Source organism: Photobacterium obscurum (assembly GCF_026191635.1).
Lineage (GTDB): Bacteria > Pseudomonadota > Gammaproteobacteria > Enterobacterales > Vibrionaceae > Photobacterium > Photobacterium obscurum.
Map to the genome: position 1 here is coordinate 37,582 of NZ_JAKRRW010000016.1, position 17,121 is coordinate 54,702.

Genomic DNA, 17,121 nt, shown 5'->3' on the forward strand with positions numbered 1-17,121 from the left:
TCGCAACTTTTAATCCAAAACAAAATTCACAATAGCCGCCAATATTTTCAAAAATCAGCGAAGATATTAATTCACTAACATATCAAGCCGTGAAACCGGACGGTTGGCTTCGGCATAGTTTCTCGCCTTATTAACAGCCTTACCTTCATTGCTTTCCGGCTGCCCCTTACCAAACAGCAATGCCAATTGTTCGTCGGCTTGCTTGGTGAGTACCATCATTTCAATCCGGCGGTTTTTACCGCTTCGGGTATTCTGTTCGTTTACCGGCATCCGCTCTGCCATCGCAGCCACCTGCAACACGTTACCACCGGGCAAGCCGGAATCGACCAGCACCTGACGGGCCTTCAACGCACGAGAGCCGGACAAATCCCAGTTGCTGTAATCACGACGCTGGAACTGAGTACTATCGGTGTGACCACTGATCACGATACGGTTTTTGATCTGTCCCAAGACAGGGGCGATATTAAACAGCATATCTTCAAAAAACGGCGTGATCTGAATACTGCCACGCTCGTACATATAATGATCGTCATCATCCTGGATCAGGATCCGCAAACCTTGCGGGACAATTTCCAGCACAATATTGTTTGATGCCGAAAGTTCTTCTGCGATTTGATTCAGAGCCTTGGCCAACACCCCGAGCTCCGGGATCGACAGGTTCTTACCAGCCAGGGCCGAGTTCAGCTTGCGATCTCGTCCGCCTTTTTTCTGACTGTCCGATGACGGAGCAGACATCGACGAACCAAAACGCTCAGTTCCCGGATTGACTTCACTCATTGGTTTCTCAAATGGCGACATATTGCCATCAAAATCAATCGGAAAAGGACTGTTAGTAATTTCAAAAATATTATCGAATACTGTCGCCGTCTGTAGACGCTTTTCAATTTCGATCCGCTCTTCCTGGGTGGTGATCCCCATCAGCCACAGCACCATGAAAAAAGCCATCATCGCCACCGCAAAATCGGCAAACGCGACTTTCCAGGCACCACCATGATGCTCGTCGTGATGACCGCGGGCTTTTTTCTTAACAATAATAATATGGTGATCTTTGCTCATGGTTTACTACTGCCCTGTCATCCAGTTTTCCATTGCGGCAAAGGTCGGCTTGTACTCGGTATGCAAAACTTTTCGACCGGCATCCAGCGCCAGCAAGGTCGGTTTCCCCTGAGCCTGGGAGACCAGAATGGCCGAGATCATATGCAGTGCCATCATCTCTTTTTTCACCTGATTGGCAATTGTCGCCGCCAACGGTTCAAACACCGCATAACACATCAGGATCCCGAAGAAGGTACCCACCAAAGCTGCGGCAACTTTTACCCCGATCAGAGCCAGGTCGCCGCCAATGCTCTGCATCGTCACCACAATCCCCAGTACCGCAGCCACGATACCAAAGCCCGGCATCGCTTCACCGACTTTGCCCAACGCTTTCGACGGTCGCATCAAGTCTTCTTCCAGGGTATGCAGCTCGAGTTCCAGCACTGCCTCCAGGTCATGGTGGTTCATTTTGCCCATCGCCATCATACGCAGGTTGTCGGTAATGAAACTCACCAGCACATTGGATTTAGCCACTGCCGGATATTTATTAAAAATCGCACTGCTTTGCGGATTTTCAATGTGGTCATCAAGCTTCTTGATCCCGTCCTTACGGATGGTTTCCAGCAGCTCAAACATCAACTCTAACGTCGATTTATAAAAATCGGCACCATAGCCCTTGCCAAACGCCATTTTGAGGCGAGTCAGGGTATTTTTCAGCACATAGGTCGGATTCGAAATCACCATTGCACCAAAACCGGCCCCGAGAATAATAATAAATTCAGCTGGTTGCCAAAGCGCCAACAAGCGCCCCGAGGCATGGGTGTAACCATATACAATGCACCCGAAAACAATGACAAAGCCGATAATAATTTGCATCTTGTTACTCCGTTACACTGACGCACGCCAGTCAGTTAACATACTGTTCAGGCTTTTCAGAGCCTTTTTATGGATCTGGCTAACACGGGCTTCGGTCAGCTCAAATACCAAGGCGATTTCTTTAAGATTCATTTCATGCTCATAGTAAAAACTCAAAATGACCTGCTCCCGCTCGGGCAAACGAGACAAAGCCTTGGCCATTGCTTGTTTTAATTGCGCACGTTCATAGGTATTGCATTGGAAGCTCAGGCCAAAAAATTGCTCACCATCGTCCTGCAAGGCTTCCAGGCTACCAAGGTTTTCAGCCTGGGAATCAAGCCGGCGACGTTGTACATCCCCCAGATCGATCCCCATCTCTACTGCCAGCTCCTGATCCGTCGGCACCCGCCCCAACTGGCGGCTAAGCTGACGCTCAGTATCTCTGAGCTCATGGCCGTTTTGGCGAGAGCGGCGAGAACGCCAGTCCATCCGACGCAGTTCATCAAGAATGGCGCCACGAACACGCTGCGCAGCCAGACGTTCAAGTGCTGCATCATCTTCATCCGGGTAACGGCGAATAATATCAAGCAGGGCCACCAGGCCAATTTGCTCCATATCTTCCGACGACATCACAGTCGTCACCTGGCCAGCCAGGTGCCTCACCACACGCTTTACAAGACCGGCAAAATGATTAACCAAACGCGTTTCCCGCGCCTTCTGGACCGGTTGGCGGTTCTGCTGGTAGGCATGAAGCCCCTGAGATTCATAAGACATTGCTGCACTGTGCACATCAGACTCCTTACTGGATCACCATCTTGGTGATCAGTACCTGATCGATCCCTTTGCTGCTCGCCATGTCATTCATAACACTTTGAATCGCATCGCGTAGCGCCGCCTGCAGTGGCTTCATCACACCTGACTGAGTCAGGTCGCTATAATGCAGTTCACTTAATAGCGTAATCACCGCATTACGCACGACCGGCATGTATTCCTGTACCGTGTCGAGCTGGTCCTGGTCGTAACTCATTAAGGATGCTTCCAACATCAGGTAATGCAGGCGATCATCGCCAGGCACGCTTACCACAAATTTGGTCAGCGGCAAAAAAACCGGTTTCTTTACCAACGCAGCCACGGGCACACTTTCTGCCACTTCAGCCACAACCTGCTGTTTAGCCTGCTGCTGGAAATACCACCAGCCCCCGCCTCCGGCCAGGGCAACAACCAGCACAACCGCCGCAATGATCAGCGGGAGTTTGCTTTTCTTTTCTGTTGTTTCATCTGTCATATCAATTTCTTACTTATCATCAAACCGCATCGTCAAACCGCGCCATCAAACCATGGCTTCGTAACGACCTTCCAGGCCCGATAGCGCCGTCGCCGAAGTATCTTCAGGCTGCATCATCACTTGGTTTGCCATGATGCCAGTTTCATCTTCCGCCCCTGACTGCTGGTGCGACTGCTGATACTGCCCGCTAGAAACAGAAACGTCTGCCAGCTGCATCTGGCTGCCATCGAGATCAAACCTTAGCCGCTCGGCATTGGCCGCGAGTGCCTCACGCAGCTGCGGATGAGCAGCGGTAAAGTGCACTGAAACCTTGTCTCCCTCCAGGCGCAGGTTCACTTCCAGTCTTCCCAATTCAGGCGGGTCCAACCGTACATGGGCCTGCTGGATCTGATCGGTTTTACTCAGCTGCATACGCGAGCGTAACTGCTCAACCAGATCACGGCCCCATTCCGGCTCAGTCACATCCACACTGGCATGAAACTGCTGCGTAGCACTGGTCGTTGCAGACGATGATGGCATAGTCATATTGGTACCACTGTTGATCTGGCTACTGATATTGCTGTGCATATTCATTGCCGGTACCGATAGCGAGGTCGCCGCCAGCTTATCCATCAGGGTGCCGCCATCGACAGGTATCATCATCTCCTTGGCAAGTGGCAACGCATCACCTGCAACCGCCTTTTGCTGTTTGACCAACTGTTGCACTTGTTCAAGCAACTCGGCGTTGGCCGGGTCGGTTTGCGCCGCCTGTCCGGTTAACCGAGCCAAAAACTGGTTCATCTGCTGAACCGCATCCTGGCCCTTGCTCTGCCCTGCTTGCTGTCCAGTAACCTGTCCGGCTAGCTGCGCTAGCAACTGCTCCTGCTGCCCAGCTTCCAACCCGGAAAGCGGATTGCCTGCCTGCAAGCCTTGAAGCTGCGGTGTCACTGTGGCTGCCGACGAGGAAACCGGCAAAGCAGCCGCCGAACCAGCCAAAGCATTCTGCTGCGCCAGACTCATTGCTGCAGATTCCGGTGTTCCGCCCTGTAACCTCAGCGCTTCGGCCGATAGCTGTTGCGACTGCGGTTGCGATGGCTGTTGTGAAGATTCGGCAGACTGCAACGGTTGGTCACCGTTCTCTGCAACTTCAGCGTGTTCTTCTTCCGAGACCGCTGATTGATCCAGCTTCTGCTCGAACTCAGCAAAACTTACCGGCTCACTGTTATTGGAGCCGTTAGGTTGAATGCTTGGGGAGCCCACAGATGAGGAGCTTGTTTGAGTAGCGTTTTTTACGGCTACATTGGCTGAAACTTGCATGTCACTCTTTATTCTTGATGTTGCAGGTAGGCGTGCATTCCTTCTTGATTACACGCCTGCTGCTGGATTTGCTGCTGGGTGCGCGCTTTTTCTCGCTCGCCCTCAGCAATCATGGTGCTATAAAACCCGTTAAGTCGCTGAAGCTGTTGCTTCTCGGCTACGGTCAATCGCTGCTGCCTGATTGTCGGGATAGCTCGTTGAAGTTTGCCATCCAGCTGCGCGAGCGCATCCCAGTCCTGAGCCGCCAGAGCCTGCTCAAAACTGTCGTGCAGTCTCTTCAACTGCAGCTCAATCTTCACTGCCGACCTGCACGCGATTTGGTTTCAGCACAACCCAGCCTTCGAGAATTTCGCTGATCAGGTGGCTCACCTCATCAATGGCTGCCACATCGTTGCCAATGTTGGCCTCGAACAAACGGCGACCGCAGTAGTCGTAAAGGCGAAACAGCTCCTGAGTCACTTCGCCGCCTTTCTCTTCATCCAATACGGTGCTCAAACCGTTCAAGATATCGAGACACTTGGAAATCATCATGCCCTTGTCGGCAATCTGACCGCGCTCCATAAAGCCGCGGGCACGCCCGAGGTTTTCCAGTAGCCCTTCCAGCAACATCTGGATCAGGCGGTGCGGACTGGCCGACGCCGCCTGGGCATGGTTCTGTGAATGTTGGTAAGCACCTAGACCTTCGTTATTCATCACTTTTCGCTCTAATTACATCAACATGCTATACAACATGCTCTGAGTTTGGTTCATTTGGGCAATCTGGCTGTCCATCTTGGCGTAGTAGTTACGCAGGTAGATAGTCTTGGCTTCCATTCGCTCGTCCAGCTTTTCGCGGTCTTCCGCAATCTGCTTATTGCTGTATTCCAGCTGGTCAATCCGGCGATCATAGGTACCGCCATTTTTATGGTAATCATCCATAATAACCAGCATCTCATCCATCATGCCGGTTTGGGTACCATCGCCCAAAAACAGGGTCGAGACCGCTTCAAAGTCATCTTCCAGCGCCTTGTCGAGCTTCTTCTGGTCGATTTCCAGCGTCCCTTCACGGGTGGTGGTAATACCCAGTTGAGACAGCGTCTGATAGGTAGATGCGGTGTACTCGTCACCAATCACCCCACGCATTCGGCTGATCATGCTACGCGTAGCCGAATCGCCAGATAGTGCCGCGGCGCCGTCTTCGCTCGATTTGGTGTAGGTATTGACCGTCTCGATGACTGAGTTATAGGCTTCGACAAACGCCTTAATATTGGTGTTGACCGCCGCCTCGTCACGCTCGACCTTGACGTTAACCGTGCCGGTATCTTTCAGGTTCAGGCTGATACCGTCGATCACGTTTTCCATCTTGTTGGTGGCCGAAGTCAGCTCCATCGAGCCATATTTCACAATGGCATCTTCGGCTGTCTGCAGGTTCTTCTGGCTATTTTCAGGCTGAGTGATATCCAGCGTGTTGCCTTTAATATCTGCAGGATTGATCGTTACGCTGATGGCACTGACGGCATTCGCTACCCCGGTATCTTTACCGTTCAGTACCATGCTGATCCCGTCACCGGAACGAACCAGTGTCGCTTTCACCCCGTCATTGTCAGGATGGTTATTGATCGCCGACTGCAGCTCTTCAATCGTCACCCCGTCATTGGTCAAACGGGTAACTTCATCGTCGTAAGCTTGCTGACGGGTGTTGTAACTGTCCAACCGACTCTGGTCAAAATCCGGGTTAGCTGAGTTTTCCAGAATATCTTTGATTGCAGCCTGATCGGTGGTGACATCCAGGCCATGCTTGTCAGCAATATCCTGGTAAACCTGATCGGTATGGGCTTGTTTCTTGTCGTTTTGCTCGGTGATCAGATCCGTTTGTACGGTTGCAATATCAATGTTAACCGAGTCAAAACTGATGCTGCCTTTGGTGAACGTACTGCCTTCCGAGACCTTGAAAAGCTGATCGCGCTGGGCCTGTGCCAGCTGGGTTACTTCAAAACTGTATTCCCCGGCGACCGCATTGCTATCGACGGTTGCCGACAATACGTCTTCGTTGCTTAACACCGATTTTAGTTTTTCGAGATCGCTGCTGGAGTTCAAATCCTCAACTTTGTCGCGGAAGCTGTTGATGGTGCTCTGAATCTCTTTCAGCGCATCCATCTCGGCACTATTCATGCCCTCGGTGCGATCGAGCTGGTTATCTTTTGGCGCGCGTTCGGCAGCAACGATTGCACTGATCATGCTTTCATAATCAATGCCTGAGCCTAATCCTGTCATTAACATATTCTAATCTCCGCCAAGAGTGCCTTTACTCAGGTTCAGCCAAGCAACACGTCCCAGAGCAACTTAAAACGATCTGAAACAACCCGAAATGACACTAAAAGCAAAATCCATACCATTTTTAAAATGGTGATTTTAAAGGGCCAGATAAAAAGAAAGCGGAAGTAAAACTTCCGCTCTGAATAAATATGGCGACATAAAATAGCCGCCTACAGTTATGCAACTACAACAATTAACGTAGTAGCTGAGAAACCATGCTTGGCATCTGGTTTGCTTGAGAAAGTACGGTGATACCCGCTTGCATCATTGTGTTCTGCTTAGTCATGTTGGCAGATTCTGCCGCGATGTCTGCATCCATGATGCGGCCTTTCGCCACAGACATGTTCTCTTTGATGTTGCCCAGGTTGTTGATAGTTGACTGGAAACGGTTCTGCGTCGCACCCAGGTCAGCACGGATAGAACCTACGTTATCAATCATTGCATCGATTTCTTGGATCGCTGTTTCAGAATCAGCAATCGTATCAACTTTACCTAGTGAAGCTGTATCTAGTGATGCACTGTCTACTTTTACGTTGATTACGTTTGGATCAGCAAATGCAGTCGAGGTTACGCCTGCCGTATCCATTGCCGTTTTAAGCGCACTCAAGTCGTTTGTACCAGTACCATCAGCTGCATCTGCAGTCAAAGTGCTACCGTCAAAGTTCACAGTTACAGCATTAGCTAGGTCTACCAGCTTTTGCTCTTCAGCAGTGAAAGCTTCACCAGCAGCATCAACATCTAAACCAGTGGTGAATCGATCGGTACCAAGAGTGTTGTTCAATAGAGTCGCTTCACCAGCCGTTAGAGTTTTTGCTGTACCAGAACCTGCACCTACCTTTGCCTCAAGCGTTTTGAAAGTGGCTAAGTCAGCATCACTGATACCACCAAGGGCACTCTGAACATCTGCCAATGCTTTGGTACCATCAGCCTTAGAGGTAACCGTTGCATCTTTTGGCTCAACATCAGCACCTACCTGGAAATCAACACCGGTAGATAGTTTGTCAAACAGTTTCTCGCCCTTACCGAACGTCGTTGTTTCTACGATACGATCCAGCTCTTTGCTCAGCGCCTGGAATTCTTTGTTCAGTGCTGCACGGTCAGAATCTGAGTTAGTGCCGTTTTTAGACTGAACCGCCAGGTCACGCTGACGTTGTAGGATGTTGGTAAATTCTTGCAGTGAGCCTTCTGCCGTCTGAGACATTGAGATGCCGTCGTTAGCATTACGCTGAGCCACACCCAGACCGTTGATCTGAGAATCCATGCGGTTAGCAATTTGTAGGCCCGCAGCATCATCTTTCGCGCTATTGATACGAAGACCGGTAGACAGACGGTTCAGAGAGTTGTTTAGCGAAGTTTGCGTACCCATCATGTTACGCTGTGCATTCATTGATGCGAAGTTGGTGTTTAGGCTCATTGCCATGGGAAAATTCCTCAGTTCAGTATTAAACGGTCAATGTCATAACGGATGTCAAAACCAGCGTCGAATTGCTTGGGTCGAGGTTCGAATGACAGTGCTTCTTGTCTTGTTACTTTTTTAATGCGACCTGGCTGAGGAATGCTTAAACCTTTTTTAGGACTTTTTTACGAATAATTCTGATATAGCGTGATACCGCTTCCAATGCTAGTGGCCGTGTTTTGTGATGACTTGTTGTCAGAAAAGGGAACAAGCGGCAATAAGAAAAGAGCCAAACAACAGGCAATAAAAAAGCGAGCCGAAGCTCGCTCTATTTTTAACTATCTAAATCAAAAGAATGATTATGGCTCAAGTAACGCCACCACGTTATGGCGCGAGGCATTCGCCTGGGCCAGCAGGGTCGGTACTGCATTATCAATCAGCTGCAGCGATACGTTACCAGGGGCCTCCAACCAGCTGGCTTCAATCACTCCGTCGCTACTAACCACGCCGGACTTCATCATATTGGTGCTCATCAATTGCTCCAGATCCAGGCTCACCTGACGCTGCACTTTATTCATCTGGGTCAGGGCCTGCTGAATTTTCTGCATCATGCGTTCAATATCAGCCAATGCCTTGCGGGTAGACTGCGGTTTGCCGAACTCCAGTTCCTGCGGCTCAACCGCATTCTTGTCTTTCGGCTCCAGCTTGGCTTTTACCGGATTGCCCGCCGGTAGGATCTGTCCGCCACCCGACATCCAGATCCCTTTTTTAATTTCCGGCCACTGTTCTTTCGGCACCGAAAACGCCAGATCGCCATACTTGTCGACCTCAACCTGAATATTGCGCGGGGCAAACGCCTGATTCAGCTTGTCGGCGATTTCATCAATACTTTCATCGTTATCAATCCTCGCCCGCACCGAGTTCGGCGCTCCGGAGTCAAACTGGAAACGCAAAATCTCATCTTGTTGGCGCAGGGTATTCAGGCGCAGGCCCTTCATCGAAAAGCCTTCCTGCTGCGGCTGCTCGCTAATGCGCGGAGTCAGATCATGATGCAGCACCGGCTCGCCTTCATACTTGGCTTCACGGGTTAACTTAACCAGCTTGTTTTTCATCTGATGCAATGACTGCTGCAACTGGTCTTTCTTATTTTCCTGGGTATTGAGCGAACGGCGTGCCATCTGGCGTAGCTGTCCCAGTAGCTCGCCCGCTTCTTGCAACGCTTTCTGCGCACTTTGCGCCTGGGCGGCCTGACGATGCGCCTCGCTAGTCTTTACCAGCAGGCTGCGATTCTTGCCACCCAGGCTCGAATGCTGTTGCTGCTGTTTCGGTTGTTTCTCACTAACCTTTGCCACCGCGACAACAGGCTGCTGCTTCGCTATACGATCAGGTTGTGTACTGTCACTGCTACGCAGAGTACTGTGGCTGGAGGTAATTTGATTAACCAATGTGGCCTCATCTATCAGTCAGACAGGGCCGATAAACTGTTACCGACCCCACTCGGGTTGCCCCGATTACATCAATTTAAACAGGGATAAATTCTGGATTTTACTGTAAGTCATCTGGGTTGCCTGCAGTGCCGCCATCTGAGAGTTCATCTCTAGAATCGCCTCACTGTAATCCAGATCCTTCACTTCGCCGATCAGCTTATCATTGAGCAATTTATTGTCTTCATGAGAACCGTCGACCATGGTCAGTGCATTACGCTGTCCGCCAACGTCCGTCCACACCTTGTTAATAGTGCTCATCGTGGCATCGAGATCACTTTGAGCATTGGTTACACTGGCGGTTAGCGTGCCTTGCTCAATCGACGGATCACGCAAATCCGTCACTAGCTGATCCAGGGTGTTGAATATATCACTTCCGCCGCTGAAAAAAATCGAATCTGCGGTCTGATTGGCAGGAATTGTCATCGATTCGGCCACCTGTACCATCCGCTGGTCACCATTGCCCATATAAGTGTACTTACCTGTCGTAGGGTCTTTTACCACTGGCTGGGTATCGGTTTTGGTACCGGCAAAAATATAGTCGCCGTTAGGGTTCTTGCTGTTAGCGGTATCGGCCAGCTGCTCCAGAATCGAATCTAATTCTGTTGCAATGGCCTCACGGCCCGCTGTAGTGCTGTTGCTGGCATTCATTACGCTGGTCACCAGCTCCTGCGCCCGCAACACGGCATTGTTCGACGAATCCAGGTGGGATTCGGTCTGGCCCAGCTGCGCTTCCAGGTTAGAAATATTTTTCTGAAACTGGTTAATGTTGGCCTGCTCGCGATCGAGCATCATCAGCTGAACCGAGCCTAGCGGATCATCCGACGGCTTGAGCATTCGCTCACCCGAGCTCAGCTGCATAAACGATTTGTTGACCCCGGTGGTCGAGGTTTGCATGCTGGTGAGCATGACACTATTGAGCTGAGCCGTACTTAAACGCATGTCACTTTCCTCTTGTTTATGACCAATTAGCGAAACATCGACAAGGTAATATCAAACAGCTGCTGCGCCGTTGAAATAACCTGGGCATTGGCCTGATACATCTGGGTATAGGTCATGATATTGGCCGCTTCTTCATCGAGGTTAACCCCGCTGACACTGCCACGTTCGCCCTCGGCCTGCTCAACCAGCGATTTTGCTGCGCTGGTATCAGCCTCAAGCTGGGCGGTTTTGATCGCCCAGTCGCCCGTCATACCGGTATAGCTGCTGTAGATAGTTTTACCGTCGAGGGTCGCAATCGCGTTTTTAAATTGTTCCGCCTCTGAGGGAGTCAGCTTGGTGGTATCAATCGCTACCGGGGCATTTTTCAGGTCAATTAGCTGCTGCAAGTTCTCGCTATTGCCCGGCTCTCCTGGCTTGGAGGCAAATGCCAGCTGCTTAGGATCATCGATCATCAGCGTCAGGTTCTTAGCCGCGCCGTCAATCTGATCGACTCCACCAAATACTGCCTGACCAGGGTCGCCATTCAGATCAAAGCCCTGACTATGAGTGTCGTTAAACTGAGTGGCAAAGCTGTAAGCCATCACATCAAGCTCTTTCTGCAGATCTTTCAGCTCGACATCACGGTAGTTAATCAGGCCGCCAATGGTTCCACCCACTTTGTCATCCAGGACAAAACGGCCATTACCGCGCTGCAGTTCCAGCCCGCCGTCCTGAGTTTGCTTCAGGGCGCTGGCCTGGGAACCACTCACCAGGGGCTGTCCCTGGTCAAGAGTGATCGTCACTGTACCGTCATCGTTGTAGGTAGTATTGATGTCCATCTGCGATGACAACTGACGGATCGCTTCATCACGGGCATCGAGCAGGTCGGTCATTTCCTTTCCGCTCCCCCCGCTATCGCGCAGGCTGTCGTTCATACTGGCAATGCTGGCCACCAGAGCGTTGGCTTCAGACACAGCCGCATCAAGCTGCCCGCCGACTTGTTTAGCCTGACTGTCGAGCTGAGCATTCAGGTTATTGAAACGCTGCACCATCGACTGGCTCTGGCTGATAATCGTCTGGCGGTAAGCAATATCCTGCGGGTTGGTTGATGCCTCGCTGAGCGCGGCATTAAAACGATCCAGCCCAGTGTTGATACTGGTGCTGTCATTATTGAGCAAGGTTTCGGTTTTCGCCATGTACTGAGAGCGAATCGCGTTATAACCCCAAGAGCCTTTCTGCTTGTAGATTTGCTGGTTGAGGTAATTATCGGCCATCCGCTCGACACTGCTTACCCCGACACCCGCGCCACCCTGACCATCGGTCTGGGCACCAAAACCAACACGCTGACGGCTATAGCCGGGTGTCATCGCATTGGATGTATTGTGTGCTGTGACTGACAGCCCAGCATTAGCGGCACTCATGCCGGATAAACCGATATTAATTATGCTCATAATTCTTCGTCATCAAGATGGATATTCAGTTGCTGCGACAAGGGTGTGGTATTTCCCCACCAGTGGGGCCGTTGAACTTTGCTATAAGTCAGTTCGACATCACTGATCAGCGGACTGGCTGCCACAGGTGCATTTTTCAGCTCCTGTTGATTAACAGCGACCACTTGGTGCTGCGGCTTAAATGCTTCATGCTGTCCAAGTTGCCTTACCAGCATATCGGCAATACCCAAACTTTGCTGCTGACTCATTTCCATCGCGATCTGGCTGTCATGCATCGAGCGGTAAAACTTCTGCTGACGGCTGTTAAACAACGAGTCTTCCTCATCATTCAATGCATCAGAGGCCTGACGCATATGCTTGAGCACACTCTGTAAAAATACCGCTTCAAACTGACCCGCAGCCTGCTTGAGAGCCTCGGTCTTATCGCCGTTAGCCTTGATATTCTGCAGGCTGGTCAGGTCGTTATACATCGCCGGATTAGTGTCGTTGTCGAGGATTTTCATTACAGCACCACCAGTTCACCATCTAAGGCACCAGCTTCATCCAGCGCGATCAAAATTGCCATCAGATCATTGGGGGAAGCCCCCAAACTGTTCACCGCATCCACGATGGTTTGCAGCGAGGTTCCCTCTTCGCTTTCCGGCCAGATAAAGACCTTGCCGCGCTCTTGGTCAATCGACACGTCAGACTCCGGCGTAACAGTTGTATTGCCGCGGCCAAACGCATTCGGCTGGCTGACGTTGAAGTTTTCCACCACGCTGACCGTGAGGTTGCCGTGGCTGACGGCCGCGGTATGTACCCTAACGTCTTTGCCAACCACGATAGTACCGGTGCGGGCATTGAAGACCACTTTGGCCTTGCGCGGGCCGGGCTCAACCTCAAGGTTTTCCAACATAGCAAGGAAGGTCACCCGCTGGCTTTGCTCATGCGGGGCGCGCACGGTGATTCGGGCATGGCTCTGAGCCACCGCAACTTCCGGACCAAACACCTGGTTAATCGCCTTCTCGATATTACGGGCGGTATTAAACCCCGGCCGTTTTAGATTCAGTACCACATCGGTCGCAGTCAGGAACGAAGACGGAATTTCACGCTCGATGATCCCGCCGTTGGGGATCAAACCGGCCGTCGGTATATTGATGGTGATCCCGCTGCCGCTGCTGCCCGCGGCCTGAACACCACCCACAACAAGGTTACCCTGGGCCACCGCATAAATCTGGCCATCGAGCCCTTTCAGCGGTGTCATCAACAGCGTACCGCCACGCAGGCTTTTGGCATCACCAATGGATGAAACCGTAATATCCAGCAACTGTCCCTTACTGGCCAGCGGAGGAATGGTGGCGTGAATAGCCACCGCCGCGACATTCTTAAGCTTAGGATCGGCATTGGCGGGCAACTGAACCCCAAACTGGCTCAACATGTTCTTGACTGACTGGGAGGTAAACTTGGTCTGACTTTTGTCACCGGTACCACTCAGGCCAACCACCAGACCATAACCAACCAATTGGTTGTCACGCACGCCCTGGATATCCACCAGGCTTAACAACGGACGGGCTTGAACTAGCAAAGGGGTGGCCAGCAAAAGCAGGCCCACAAGTAATTTTTTCATCGCCATCAGATTGGGAACCAGGAGCTGTTAAAGAATCGGGATAGCCAGCCGGCTTCATTGGCATCCGCCAGTGCACCACGGCCGGAATAGGTGATACGGGCATCACCCAGGCGTTGCGAAGAAACCCGGTTGGAGCCGTCGATGTCATCCACCCGCACCAAACCGGACAGGCGAATATATTCATCGCCCTGGTTGAGCTTGAGCCACTTTTCCCCTCGGATCCGCAGCACCCCATTCGGCAGCACCTCGGCCACCATCACGGTAATATTGCCCGACAGCGAGTTTTGCTGCGAGCTCGACGACGAGCCTTTAAAGTCGCGCTCGCCCTCAAGGGTAAACTGCCCTTTCGGCTGTAGTTTCCCGGCTATCATTGGAGCGGCAATACCGACATTACTGTCTTTACCATAACTGGTGCCGGCTTTTTTGCTAGAACGGGTCTGCTCGTCGAGCTCCACCGTCAAGATATCACCGATACGAAACGCCCGGCGGTCCTGGAACAGCGCCATCCCATAGTTGGCACTGAACAAGCTGCCATCAGGATCAACGCTATACTCCGGAAATTCCATATTGGGCACATTTTCCTGAGGCTGCACATCGACAATGCTCGACACGGGCGCGCATCCAGTCAGCAACAGAGCACCGAGTAAATAAATAATGCGTAACATGCCTAAAGACTCACATTGACTGGCTAACGAATTTCAGCATCTGATCGGCGCTCGATACTACCTTGGCATTCATTTCGTAAGCGCGCTGGGTGGTGATCATATTCACCATCTCTTCTACCACGTTGACGTTAGAGCCTTCGAGACTGAACTGACTGATCTGGCCTAAGCCATCTTCACCGCCCACCCCTTCGATCGGTGCACCGGATGCACCCGACTCTTTAAACAGGTTGCCACCCAGCGCCTCAAGGCCAGCCGGGTTGGTAAAGTTTGCCAGGGTGAGCTGACCAATTTCCTGCGGCTGTGGATCATCCGCAGTCGAAATTGTTACCACGCCATCAGAGCCTACACTGAAGTTGGTCGCATTTTCAGGGATCTCGATATTCGGCATCAACGGTAGGCCCGACGCGGTTACCAGTGCCCCTTCCGAATTACGATGAAACTGACCGTTACGGGTATACGCGGTATTACCATCGGCCAGTTCAACCTGGAAAAAGCCCGAACCGAGGATCGCCAAATCCGTTGCCTGCTCAGTATTCTGGTAGGCACCAGTTTTCATCAACTTTTGGGTTCCGATAGTGCGGACACCGTTACCCAGCTGCAAACCGCCCGGGGTTTCATTTTGCTGATCAGCCATGGAACCCGGCTGTTTTTTCATCTGGTAAAACAGATCTTCAAATACCGCGCGGTCTTGCTTAAAACCGACCGTGTTGACGTTAGCAAGGTTGTTCGAAATAACCTGCATCTGGGTATCTTGAGCCGCCAGACCGGTTTTACTGACCCAAAGTGCTGCGTGCATGTTGCGTTGCTCCTAAGTAATATGCGACCCCTATTCAACAGGAGCGACTATTGTTCTGATAAGCTGGTTTAAGAACCGCGTACAATTCGGTTGCCGGCGGTGGCCAGGTCTTCTGCGGTTTTCATCATCTTGACCTGAAACTCAAAATTCCGGGACAGTGACATGTTATTGATCAGCGAGTCGATGGCGCTGACGTTGCTGCTTTCAAGGTAACCCGACGCCACCGAAACGGTTTCATCCATCTCGGCCTGTCCAGCGCCTCCCTTGACACGGAACAGTCCATCTTCACTCTTGTGCAGGGTGGCCAAGTCCGGCTTCACCAGTTTCAGTCGCCCCACTTCCTGCACCAGACCACCGCCCTGCGGCACAATCGAAATCGTGCCGTCAGTGCCAACATCTAGCTGCTGATATTGTGGGATCACCACTGGGCCACCCTCGCCCATCACCGGTCTGTCACCAAGCATCAGACCGCCATCGGCATCAAGGTGAAAGTTGCCAGCGCGGGTATAGGCTTCGTCATTATCCCCGGCCTCAACCGCGAAAAAGCCCTCGCCACGGATGGCAATATCAAACGGATTGTCGGTATTTTGCAGGGCGCCACTGGAAAAGTCGGTTCCACCTGCCCGCGCCGCAACCAGGGTCCGGCTGTCATAGCCCTCGCCTTTTACCGCGATGCTTTCCGCCTGCTCGATATCGGCACGAAAACCTGTCGTATTGACGTTGGCCAGGTTATTAGCGTGTACCTGCTGTGCCATCATGACGCGGCTGGCACCAGACATTGCGGTATATAACAACTTATCCATGACCTGCTCCTATTACAGATTCTGGAACAGGATCTGGGTCATTTCCTGAGCAGTCTGAATTGTCTTTGCGTTGGCCTGGTAGTTGCTCTGCGCCGACATCAGACCGACCATCTCACTGGTCAGATCCACGTTCGAACCCTCGTACATTCCGGTACGCAGTGCGCCTAACTGGCCAGTACCAGCAACACCAGTCAGAGGGGCGCCGGATGCAAAGCTCTGGGTCCAGCGGGTACCGCCAGCCTGCTGCAGGCCTTCCTGGTTAGGGAAGCGAGCCAATACAATCTGTCCTTGAGCCTTGGTCTGGCCGTTGGAGTAACGCGCATACACCGTACCGTCGGTTTCAAAATACCAACCGGCCAGCTTGCCTGGCGCATAACCATCCTGAGCATTTTTATTGATCGAGAACTCGCTGCCGTACTGGCTGACTTCAGAAATATTAAAGGCCAAGTTCAGGTCATTCGCGCCATTAGTCAGCTGAAGATTTAAATCAACACTATTCGCGTTAGAGTTACCATCAATAGCAGCAAGCTTACCGGCAGCATCAAACGCGACATCAACAGATTTTGTCGGTGCCGTCGCATCATCCAGCATGTAATGCACTTTCCATTGGTTATCGCCAGTTTTGACGAAATACTGGGTCACTTCGTGCTCACCACCAATAGAATCAAACACGGTGGTCGTGGCACTTGAGGTAAACGTGGTTGGGTCTTCTTTATCAAACGGCTTAGCTACCGGATCAATCGCTGAAGAATTAGCATCCAGGTTCAGGCCGAGGTCCACTTTGGTCGAAGTCTTCGCTGGCATATCACCGGTTTCAACAGTCAAGTCCTTCATCGTACCGTTCTGGATCTGGCCAGTATCTGTCGCATCATAGCCTTGCAGGCGATAACCATCTGCAGTCACCAGGTAGCCTTCGGCATCCAGGTTCATTACCCCGTTACGGGTAAACATCTGCTGGCCATTGCTCTGTACCATGAAGAAGCCTTCACCATTGATCGCCAAATCGCTGTTGCGACCCGTTGGCGTGGTTGTACCGCCCGTGAAGCTCTGGCGGGTTGCCGCCACCTCAACACCGTTCATCTGACCACCGCCAAACTCAGGTGCATAGATATCCTGAAATTCGGTACGCGATGACTTGTAGCCAATAGTGCCGACGTTAGCGATATTGTGGCTGATGGTGTTCATTTGTTCAGTGGTGGACTTCAGGCCACTCATACCAATGTTAATTGACAT

General features: G+C 51.7%; 18 protein-coding genes. All 18 read right to left on the reverse strand.

Annotated elements, in window-relative coordinates; translation table 11 throughout:
* Window positions 1–66 precede the first annotated feature (66 nt).
* Window positions 67–1,056: a flagellar motor protein MotB gene (locus tag MD588_RS18005; protein WP_265698940.1), complete on the reverse strand. Its 990-nt coding sequence runs from the start codon at window positions 1,054–1,056 to the stop codon at window positions 67–69.
* Between the two features lie 6 nt (window positions 1,057–1,062).
* Complete coding sequence (gene motA, locus MD588_RS18010) at window positions 1,063–1,911, reverse strand: flagellar motor stator protein MotA (protein WP_265698941.1); 849 nt, start codon at window positions 1,909–1,911, stop codon at window positions 1,063–1,065.
* Window positions 1,912–1,923: 12 nt separating this feature from the next.
* Window positions 1,924–2,679, reverse strand: a complete 756-nt coding sequence (locus tag MD588_RS18015; protein WP_265698943.1) for a FliA/WhiG family RNA polymerase sigma factor — start codon at window positions 2,677–2,679, stop codon at window positions 1,924–1,926.
* Window positions 2,680–2,689: 10 nt separating this feature from the next.
* Entirely contained in the window at window positions 2,690–3,175 is a 486-nt protein-coding gene (locus tag MD588_RS18020; RefSeq protein ID WP_265698944.1) for a flagellar basal body-associated FliL family protein, read from the reverse strand.
* Between the two features lie 45 nt (window positions 3,176–3,220).
* Window positions 3,221–4,471, reverse strand: coding sequence for a flagellar hook-length control protein FliK (locus tag MD588_RS18025; RefSeq protein WP_265698945.1), 1,251 nt, complete (start codon window positions 4,469–4,471; stop codon window positions 3,221–3,223).
* 8 nt (window positions 4,472–4,479) lie between these two features.
* The gene (locus MD588_RS18030) at window positions 4,480–4,752 is read right to left on the reverse strand and encodes a hypothetical protein (RefSeq protein WP_265698947.1); all 273 of its coding nucleotides are present in this window, start codon (window positions 4,750–4,752) and stop codon (window positions 4,480–4,482) included.
* 7 nt (window positions 4,753–4,759) lie between these two features.
* Window positions 4,760–5,164, reverse strand: coding sequence for a flagellar export chaperone FliS (fliS, locus tag MD588_RS18035; RefSeq protein ID WP_265698948.1), 405 nt, complete (start codon window positions 5,162–5,164; stop codon window positions 4,760–4,762).
* Window positions 5,165–5,179: 15 nt separating this feature from the next.
* Window positions 5,180–6,730 carry a flagellar filament capping protein FliD gene (gene fliD / locus MD588_RS18040; protein WP_265698949.1) on the reverse strand — a complete coding sequence of 517 codons (1,551 nt, stop codon included), beginning with the start codon at window positions 6,728–6,730 and terminating at the stop codon, window positions 5,180–5,182.
* 229 nt (window positions 6,731–6,959) lie between these two features.
* On the reverse strand, window positions 6,960–8,186 hold the full coding sequence (locus MD588_RS26065; RefSeq protein ID WP_322784260.1) for a flagellin N-terminal helical domain-containing protein: 1,227 nt from the start codon (window positions 8,184–8,186) through the stop codon (window positions 6,960–6,962).
* A gap of 335 nt (window positions 8,187–8,521) precedes the next feature.
* Window positions 8,522–9,607 (reverse strand): hypothetical protein, encoded by a 1,086-nt coding sequence (locus tag MD588_RS18055; RefSeq protein ID WP_265698950.1) that lies wholly within the window; start codon window positions 9,605–9,607, stop codon window positions 8,522–8,524.
* Between the two features lie 66 nt (window positions 9,608–9,673).
* Complete coding sequence (flgL, locus tag MD588_RS18060; RefSeq protein ID WP_265698951.1) at window positions 9,674–10,588, reverse strand: flagellar hook-associated protein FlgL; 915 nt, start codon at window positions 10,586–10,588, stop codon at window positions 9,674–9,676.
* A gap of 26 nt (window positions 10,589–10,614) precedes the next feature.
* A complete protein-coding gene (gene flgK / locus MD588_RS18065) occupies window positions 10,615–12,018 on the reverse strand; it encodes a flagellar hook-associated protein FlgK (RefSeq protein WP_265698954.1) in 1,404 nt (467 codons plus the stop codon).
* On the reverse strand, window positions 12,015–12,521 hold the full coding sequence (locus tag MD588_RS18070) for a rod-binding protein (RefSeq protein WP_265698956.1): 507 nt from the start codon (window positions 12,519–12,521) through the stop codon (window positions 12,015–12,017). Before MD588_RS18070 ends, flgK begins: the two co-directional genes overlap by 4 nt.
* Window positions 12,521–13,630, reverse strand: coding sequence for a flagellar basal body P-ring protein FlgI (locus MD588_RS18075; protein ID WP_407676594.1), 1,110 nt, complete (start codon window positions 13,628–13,630; stop codon window positions 12,521–12,523). Before MD588_RS18075 ends, MD588_RS18070 begins: the two co-directional genes overlap by 1 nt.
* On the reverse strand, window positions 13,630–14,289 hold the full coding sequence (gene flgH, locus MD588_RS18080; protein WP_265698960.1) for a flagellar basal body L-ring protein FlgH: 660 nt from the start codon (window positions 14,287–14,289) through the stop codon (window positions 13,630–13,632). Before flgH ends, MD588_RS18075 begins: the two co-directional genes overlap by 1 nt.
* 10 nt (window positions 14,290–14,299) lie before the next feature.
* Window positions 14,300–15,085, reverse strand: a complete 786-nt coding sequence (gene flgG, locus MD588_RS18085) for a flagellar basal-body rod protein FlgG (protein WP_265698961.1) — start codon at window positions 15,083–15,085, stop codon at window positions 14,300–14,302.
* Window positions 15,086–15,153: 68 nt separating this feature from the next.
* Entirely contained in the window at window positions 15,154–15,888 is a 735-nt protein-coding gene (gene flgF, locus MD588_RS18090) for a flagellar basal-body rod protein FlgF (RefSeq protein ID WP_265698962.1), read from the reverse strand.
* 12 nt (window positions 15,889–15,900) lie between these two features.
* Complete coding sequence (flgE, locus tag MD588_RS18095; protein ID WP_265698964.1) at window positions 15,901–17,121, reverse strand: flagellar hook protein FlgE; 1,221 nt, start codon at window positions 17,119–17,121, stop codon at window positions 15,901–15,903.

Coding starts and splice junctions, on each gene's coding strand:
- MD588_RS18005 (WP_265698940.1), bottom strand. CDS start 1,056: ATGAGCAAAGATCACCATATTATTATTGTTAAGAAAAAAGCCCGCGGT.
- motA (WP_265698941.1), bottom strand. CDS start 1,911: ATGCAAATTATTATCGGCTTTGTCATTGTTTTCGGGTGCATTGTATAT.
- MD588_RS18020 (WP_265698944.1), bottom strand. CDS start 3,175: ATGACAGATGAAACAACAGAAAAGAAAAGCAAACTCCCGCTGATCATT.
- MD588_RS18025 (WP_265698945.1), bottom strand. CDS start 4,471: ATGCAAGTTTCAGCCAATGTAGCCGTAAAAAACGCTACTCAAACAAGC.
- fliS (WP_265698948.1), bottom strand. CDS start 5,164: ATGAATAACGAAGGTCTAGGTGCTTACCAACATTCACAGAACCATGCC.
- fliD (WP_265698949.1), bottom strand. CDS start 6,730: ATGTTAATGACAGGATTAGGCTCAGGCATTGATTATGAAAGCATGATC.
- MD588_RS26065 (WP_322784260.1), bottom strand. CDS start 8,186: ATGGCAATGAGCCTAAACACCAACTTCGCATCAATGAATGCACAGCGT.
- flgL (WP_265698951.1), bottom strand. CDS start 10,588: ATGCGTTTAAGTACGGCTCAGCTCAATAGTGTCATGCTCACCAGCATG.
- flgK (WP_265698954.1), bottom strand. CDS start 12,018: ATGAGCATAATTAATATCGGTTTATCCGGCATGAGTGCCGCTAATGCT.
- MD588_RS18070 (WP_265698956.1), bottom strand. CDS start 12,521: ATGAAAATCCTCGACAACGACACTAATCCGGCGATGTATAACGACCTG.
- MD588_RS18075 (WP_407676594.1), bottom strand. CDS start 13,630: ATGGCGATGAAAAAATTACTTGTGGGCCTGCTTTTGCTGGCCACCCCT.
- flgH (WP_265698960.1), bottom strand. CDS start 14,289: ATGTTACGCATTATTTATTTACTCGGTGCTCTGTTGCTGACTGGATGC.
- flgG (WP_265698961.1), bottom strand. CDS start 15,085: ATGCACGCAGCACTTTGGGTCAGTAAAACCGGTCTGGCGGCTCAAGAT.
- flgF (WP_265698962.1), bottom strand. CDS start 15,888: ATGGATAAGTTGTTATATACCGCAATGTCTGGTGCCAGCCGCGTCATG.
- flgE (WP_265698964.1), bottom strand. CDS start 17,121: ATGTCAATTAACATTGGTATGAGTGGCCTGAAGTCCACCACTGAACAA.